Origin of the sequence: Streptomyces sp. NPDC058052, from assembly GCF_042885515.1 — a bacterium.
Lineage (GTDB): Bacteria > Actinomycetota > Actinomycetes > Streptomycetales > Streptomycetaceae > Streptomyces.
In genome coordinates this window covers 187,051-193,359 of the sequence record NZ_JBHVRX010000013.1, presented here as the reverse complement: position 1 = coordinate 193,359, position 6,309 = coordinate 187,051, and the positions used below count along the sequence as shown (strand labels likewise).

The following is a 6,309-nucleotide window of genomic DNA, read 5'->3' as shown; positions in this document are numbered from 1 at the left end:
TTATATGCCCCCCCCGCCCCCCTCGCTTCCGGGGCTTTGTGCGGCCGCACGTTTGACCGGGGGGGGCGCCGCCGCATTCCGGGCGTCCCCCCGGCCCTCCGGATCCCCGCAGCGGGAACCGGACCAGCTCAGAGAGCGAACACCCCATGCAGTTCGGCATCTTCACCGTCGGGGACGTGACCCCCGACCCCACCGACGGCCGCACTCCGACCGAGCGCGAGCGCATCAAGGCGATGGTCGCCATCGCGGTCAAGGCGGAGGAGGTCGGCCTGGACGTCTTCGCGACCGGCGAGCACCACAACCCGCCGTTCGTCCCGTCGTCGCCGACCACGTTGCTCGGCTACATCGCCGCCCGTACCGAGAAACTGATCCTGTCCACCGCCACCACGCTGATCACCACCAACGACCCGGTGAAGATCGCCGAGGACTACGCGACCCTCCAGCACCTGGCCGACGGCCGGGTCGACCTCATGCTGGGGCGCGGCAACACCGGTCCGGTCTACCCGTGGTTCGGCCAGGACATCCGCCAGGGCATCAACCTCGCCAAGGAGAACTACGCCCTGCTGCGCCGCCTGTGGCGCGAGGACGTCGTGGACTGGGAAGGCACGTTCCGCACGCCGCTCCAGGCATTCACCTCGACACCGCGGCCCCTGGACGGCGTCCCGCCCTTCGTCTGGCACGGATCCATCAGGTCCCCCGAGATCGCGGAGCAAGCGGCCTTCTACGGCGACGGCTTCTTCCACAACAACATCTTCTGGCCGGCCGACCACACCAGGCGCATGGTGCAGCTGTACCGCCGCCGGTTCGCCCACCACGGTCACGGCCGTCCGGAGGACGCCGTCGTCGGCCTCGGCGGACAGGTCTTCATGCGGAAGAACTCCCAGGACGCCGTACGGGAGTTCCGCCCCTACTTCGACAACGCGCCCGTCTACGGCCACGGCCCCTCCCTGGAGGACTTCACCGAGCAGACCCCGCTCACGGTGGGCTCCCCCCAGCAGGTCATCGAGCGGACCCTCTCCTTCCGGGAGACCGTCGGCGACTACCAGCGCCAGCTCTTCCTGATGGACCACGCGGGCCTGCCCCTGAAGACCGTCCTGGAACAGCTCGACATCCTCGGCGAGGAGGTCGTGCCCGTGCTGCGGAAGGAGTTCGCCGAGGGGCGTCCGGCCGACGTGCCGCAGGCGCCCACGCACGCTTCCCTCCGAGCCGCCCGGGAGGTGCCGGCCGCATGAAGCTGACCGTCGTCTCCGCGGGGCTGAGCACCCCCTCCTCCACCCGTCTCCTGGCGGACCGGCTGACCGAGTCCGCCCGCGGCGAACTCGCCGCCCGGGGCCATCAGGCGTCCACCGAGATCGTGGAGCTGCGCGAACTGGCCGGCGACATCGCCCACCACCTCGTGACCGGATTTCCACCGCCGCGACTGAGAGCCGCGATCGACGCGATGACAGCGGCGGACGGCCTGATCGTCGTCACTCCCGTGTTCGCAGCCTCCTACAGCGGCCTCTTCAAGTCCTTCTTCGATGTGATCGATCCGGACGCCCTCACCGGGAAGCCGGTCCTCACGGCGGCGACCGGCGGCACCGCCCGCCACTCCCTGGTCCTGGAGCACGCCGTGCGTCCGCTCTTCGCGTACCTCCGCGCCGTCGTCGTCCCCACCGCGGTGTTCGCGGCCTCCGAGGACTGGGGCTCGGGCGGGGACGAGTACACCGACGGCCTGCCCGGTCGCATCCACCGGGCGGCCGCCGAGCTCGCCGCGCTGATGCGGGCCCGCCCGCCCCGGACCGAGCCCGCGGACGACATCACCGCCCTCGAGAGCCGGCTCGCCGACCTGCGCTTCGACTGACGCCCCGCCGACATCCCCCGGAACGCGGCGGGGCGCCGCGCCCATCCCACCCCACCCCACCCCACCCCACCCCAAGGAGCACCGCATGACCGACCGACCCGTACTCGAACCCGCCGCGCAGGCGTTCGCCGAGGCCACCGCGCAGCCGCCGTACCTCTACCAGATGCCCGTCTCCGCAGGCCGCAAGGGTGTGGACGACGTGCAGAGCGGTGAGGGCGTGCCGCTGCCCGCCGTCGACGAGGAGTGGGTGACCGTGCACGGTGGTCCGACCGGCGACGTCCGCGCCCGGATCGTCCGCCCGCACGACAGCACCGGCGTCCTCCCCGTCGTCCTCTACGTGCACGGCGCCGGGTGGGTCTTCGGCAACGCCCGCACCCACGACCGGCTCGTCCGCGAACTCGCCGTCGGCACGGGGGCGGCGGTGGTCTTCCCCGAGTACGACCTGTCGCCCGAAGCCCGCTACCCCGTGGCCGTCGAGCAGAACTACGCGGTCGCCCAGTGGATCGCCCGCGAGGGCCTGCACAAGGACCTCGACGGCGGCCGGATCGCCGTCGCCGGCGACTCCGTCGGCGGCAACATGGCCGCCGCGCTCACCCTGATGGCCAAGCAGCGCGGCGACGTGACCTTCGTCCAGCAGGTCCTCTTCTACCCGGTGACCGACGCGAGCTTCGGCAACGCGTCGTACGAGCAGTTCGCGACCGGCTACTTCCTGCGCCGCGAGGCCATGGAATGGTTCTGGAACCAGTACACGACCGACGAGGCCGAGCGCGCACAGATCACCGCCTCCCCGCTGCGCGCCACCCTCGACCAGCTGGCGGACCTCCCGCCCGCCCTGGTGATCACCGCCGAGGCCGACGTGCTGCGGGACGAGGGCGAGGCGTACGCGGCGAAGCTGCGCGCCGCCGGCGTCCCGGTCACCGCCCTGCGCGTCCAGGGCGTCATCCACGACTTCGTCATGCTGAACGCCCTCCGCGAGACCCAGGGCGCCGAACTCGCCATCGGCGTCGCCACCGGCACCCTCCGCAAGGCCCTCGCATGACCGGGCCCTCGACCAGCATGCCCGTGGCGGGCCTCGTGCCCGCCCCGCGGCGGGAACCCGCGCACGCCGACCTCCTGGTGCGCAACGCCAAGGTGTTCACCGGCGACCCCCACCGTCCGCACGCCCGTGCCGTCGCGATCCGCGGCGGCCGGGTGGCGGCCCTCGGCGACGACCACGAACTCGCGGCCCTCGTCGGCCCGGGAACCAGGGTCGTCGACGCCCTCGGCCGCCGCGTGGTCCCGGGCCTCAACGACTCGCACCTGCACGTCATCCGGGGCGGCCTGAACTACGTGCTGGAGCTGCGCTGGGACGGTGTGCGCAGTCTCCGGCAGGCCCTGGCCATGCTCCGCGAGCAGGCCGGCCGCACTCCGAAGGGCCAGTGGATCCGGGTCGTCGGCGGCTGGACCGCCGAACAGTTCGCCGAGCGCCGCATGCCCACCGTCGCCGAGCTGAACGCGGCCGCGCCCGACACGCCGGTCTTCGTCCTGCACCTCTACCAGTCGGCGCTGATGAACCGGGCCGCCGTCCACGCCGCCGGGTTCACCCGCGACACCCCCGACCCGCGCGGCGGGCAGATCGTCCGCGGCCGGAACGGCGAGCCGAACGGCGTCCTGCTCGCGGCGCCCAGCGCGCTCGTCCTGTACTCGACCCTGGCCAAGGCGCCCACTCTGGACGCCGCCGACAAGCGCACCTCGACCCGGCACTTCCTGCGCGAGCTGAACCGCTTCGGGCTGACCTCGGCGGTCGACGCCGCCGGCGGCTTCCAGAACTTCCCCGACGACTACGCCACCGTCGCCGACCTGGCGGCGGACGGAGAGCTCTCGCTGCGGATCGCCTACCACCTCTTCCCGCAGACGGCCGGGCAGGAACTCGCCGACCTGAAGCGCTGGACCGAGACGGTCAGGCCCGGCGACGGCGACGCGTGGCTCCGGCTCAACGGCGCCGGCGAGAACCTGACCTGGGCGGCCGCCGACTTCGAGAACTTCTCGGAGCCACGGCCCGAACTCGCGGCGGGCTACGAGAAGGAGTTCGAGCAGGCCGTCCGCACGCTGGTCGAGAACGGCTGGGGCTTCCGGCTGCACGCCACCTACGACGAGACCATCCGCCGCGACCTGACCGTGTTCGAGAAGCTCGCGGCCGAAGGGCTCTTCCCCGGCGACGGACGCTGGCTGTTCGACCACGCCGAGACCGTCTCGGCCGGCAGCCTGGACCGGATCGCGGCCCTCGGCGGCGCGGTGTCCGTCCAGAACCGCATGTCCTTCCAGGGCCTCGCCTTCCGCGACCGGTACGGCTCCGAGGCCGCCGCCCACACCCCGCCGGTCCGGGCCATGCTCGACCGCGGTCTCACCGTCGCGGCGGGCACGGACGCCACGCGCGTGTCCTCCTACAACCCGTGGGTGGCGCTCCACTGGCTGATCACCGGCCGGACCGTCGGCGGCACACCGCTCCGTGGCCCCGCGAACCTGCTCGGCAGGGACACCGCGCTCGGCCTCTACACCCGCGGCGGGGCACGGCTCACCGGCGAGGAGGACGTCAAGGGCATGCTGCGGGAGGGGTACTTCGGGGACCTCGCGGTCCTCTCGGACGACTACTTCACCGTGCCCGACCACGTGATCCCCGACATCGAGGCCGTCCTGACGGTCGTCGACGGCCGGATCGTGTACGCCTCCGCCGAGTACGAGGGCCTCGACGAGGCGCTGCCCCCGATCACACCGGAGTGGTCGCCGGTGACCCGCTTCGGCGGTTACCAGGCGGGCGGCGCGCGGCAGGCCGCGCTGGTGGCGGAGGCCGCCGCCGAGTCCGCGGAGCACCGCCGGTGGCGTGCGGGGCGGGGCGCGGGACCCGTCACGCCGCCTTCCTTCGTCGACCCGTGCTTCACCCACTGAACCCCGGAGGAACCCGAATGAACACCGAGCCCGACCTCGATCCCGGTCCCGACCGCGGCCTCGCACCCGCCCCCGTGGCCGGCGGCCGCCGCTTCGAGCCCGACCTGCGGTCCATGACCCGGATCACCCTGCGGCCCATCGCCTCGCCCATGCCCCTCGGCTTCTTCACGATCGCCATCGCGTCCGTGATGACGGGCTGCCTCCAACTCGGCGTCTTCGACGAGACGGCCCGCGGTGCCGTCGCGTTCACCGTGCTGCCGGCCTTCGTCCTCCAGCTCCTGGTGAGCTGTCTGGCCTTCGGCGCACGGGACGTGATCGCGGCGACCCTCATGGCGGTGTTCGCCGGCAGCTGGCTCCCGTACGCGCTGGTCATGCTCACCGAGGCCCCCGACGGCCTTGAGGTGCTCGGCGTGTTCAACCTGGCGCTGCTCTGCTTCGGGGCGCTGATGATCGCCGTGACCCGGCCCAAGCGGGCGCTGTGGCTGGTCCTCGTGGTCTCCGCTCCCCGCTGGGCGGCGACCGGCCTCGCCGGGATCACGGGCGCCGAATGGCTGACGCGCACGTCCGGTGCGCTCGGTCTCCTGGTGGCGCTGGTGGCGATGTACGCGGCATTCGCCCTGATGCTGGAGGACATGCGCAGCGAGGAGGTCCTGCCCATCGGCCGCAGCGGCCCCGCCCACCTGGCGGTGGAGGGCGACCTGTCCGTCCAGCTGCGCAATCTGGAGCGCCAGGCGGGTGTGCGCCGGACGCTCTGACCGGACCGGCCGCCGTCCTCAGTGCACCGCTCCGGCGGCGGGTCCCGCGGTGACGTGGCGCTGTGCCACGACGACGAGCACCGCCGCCGGGAGCGACGCCAGGACGGCGGTGGCCATGGTCGCGTTCCACCGGGTGGTGTGCGCGCCGAGGTAGTCGTAGAGGCCGAGCGTGACCGGCCGGACGGCGTCGGTGGTGGTCAGGGTGAGGGCGAACAAGGTGTCGCCCCAGGCGAAGAGAAAGGCGAACAGACCCGCCGTGACCAGTGCGTTCCCGCTCAGCGGCAGCACCACGGAGCGGAACACGCACCACGCGCCGGCGCCGTCGAGACGGGCCGCCTCCACGATCTCGCGGGGGATCGCCGCCATGGCGGTCCGCAGCACCAGGATCGCCAGGGGGACTCCGGCCGTCGAGTCGGCGAGCACCAGGCCGAGACGCGAGTCGAGGAGGCCGGTGTCGGCGTAGAGGCCGTGCAGCGCATTCGCCACGCTGATGCCGGGCACCGCCTGGACGAGCAGCACGCCGAAGAGGAACGGCCCGGCACCGGGCAGCGGGGACAGCGTCAGCGCGTGGGCCGCGGGAGCGGCGAGCGCGAGGCTGAGGGCCGCCGTGCCGAGCGACACGACCAGGCTGGTGACGAGTGCGCCGCCCTGGTCGTGGAAGGCCGTGAGGTATCCGCTCGGATCGGGGTCCGCCGGGAACCACGCGCCCCGGGGCGGACGGTCGGCGGGCAGCAGGGAGGCGTTCACCATCCAGTAGACGGGGGACAGCATCGACGCGAGCAGGAC

At 72.8% G+C, this 6,309-nt stretch carries 6 protein-coding genes; 5 read left to right on the top strand and 1 reads right to left on the bottom strand.

From position 1 onward, the window contains the following. Positions 1 to 146 precede the first annotated feature (146 nt). From ACFVU3_RS20070 to ACFVU3_RS20050, 5 genes are all read left to right on the top strand, one after another. Positions 147 to 1,232 (top strand): LLM class flavin-dependent oxidoreductase, encoded by a 1,086-nt coding sequence (locus ACFVU3_RS20070; RefSeq protein ID WP_390067837.1) that lies wholly within the window; start codon positions 147 to 149, stop codon positions 1,230 to 1,232. Beyond that, positions 1,229 to 1,843: an FMN reductase gene (locus tag ACFVU3_RS20065; protein ID WP_390067835.1), complete on the top strand. Its 615-nt coding sequence runs from the start codon at positions 1,229 to 1,231 to the stop codon at positions 1,841 to 1,843. Before ACFVU3_RS20070 ends, ACFVU3_RS20065 begins: the two co-directional genes overlap by 4 nt. 85 nt (positions 1,844 to 1,928) lie before the next feature. After that, positions 1,929 to 2,882, top strand: a complete 954-nt coding sequence (locus ACFVU3_RS20060) for an alpha/beta hydrolase (protein WP_390067833.1) — start codon at positions 1,929 to 1,931, stop codon at positions 2,880 to 2,882. Continuing rightward, entirely contained in the window at positions 2,879 to 4,768 is a 1,890-nt protein-coding gene (locus ACFVU3_RS20055; protein ID WP_390067831.1) for an amidohydrolase, read from the top strand. The genes ACFVU3_RS20060 and ACFVU3_RS20055 overlap by 4 nt, the downstream gene beginning before the upstream one ends. 113 nt (positions 4,769 to 4,881) lie before the next feature. Beyond that, on the top strand, positions 4,882 to 5,523 hold the full coding sequence (locus ACFVU3_RS20050; RefSeq protein WP_390067853.1) for a GPR1/FUN34/YaaH family transporter: 642 nt from the start codon (positions 4,882 to 4,884) through the stop codon (positions 5,521 to 5,523). A gap of 18 nt (positions 5,524 to 5,541) precedes the next feature. Here ACFVU3_RS20050 and ACFVU3_RS20045 read toward each other — a convergent pair whose 3' ends face one another. Next, entirely contained in the window at positions 5,542 to 6,294 is a 753-nt protein-coding gene (locus tag ACFVU3_RS20045; protein ID WP_390067851.1) for a carbohydrate ABC transporter permease, read from the bottom strand. Positions 6,295 to 6,309 lie beyond the last annotated feature (15 nt).

Coding starts and splice junctions, on each gene's coding strand:
- ACFVU3_RS20055 (WP_390067831.1), top strand. CDS start 2,879: ATGACCGGGCCCTCGACCAGCATGCCCGTGGCGGGCCTCGTGCCCGCC.
- ACFVU3_RS20065 (WP_390067835.1), top strand. CDS start 1,229: ATGAAGCTGACCGTCGTCTCCGCGGGGCTGAGCACCCCCTCCTCCACC.
- ACFVU3_RS20060 (WP_390067833.1), top strand. CDS start 1,929: ATGACCGACCGACCCGTACTCGAACCCGCCGCGCAGGCGTTCGCCGAG.
- ACFVU3_RS20050 (WP_390067853.1), top strand. CDS start 4,882: ATGACCCGGATCACCCTGCGGCCCATCGCCTCGCCCATGCCCCTCGGC.
- ACFVU3_RS20070 (WP_390067837.1), top strand. CDS start 147: ATGCAGTTCGGCATCTTCACCGTCGGGGACGTGACCCCCGACCCCACC.
- ACFVU3_RS20045 (WP_390067851.1), bottom strand. CDS start 6,294: ATGCTGTCCCCCGTCTACTGGATGGTGAACGCCTCCCTGCTGCCCGCC.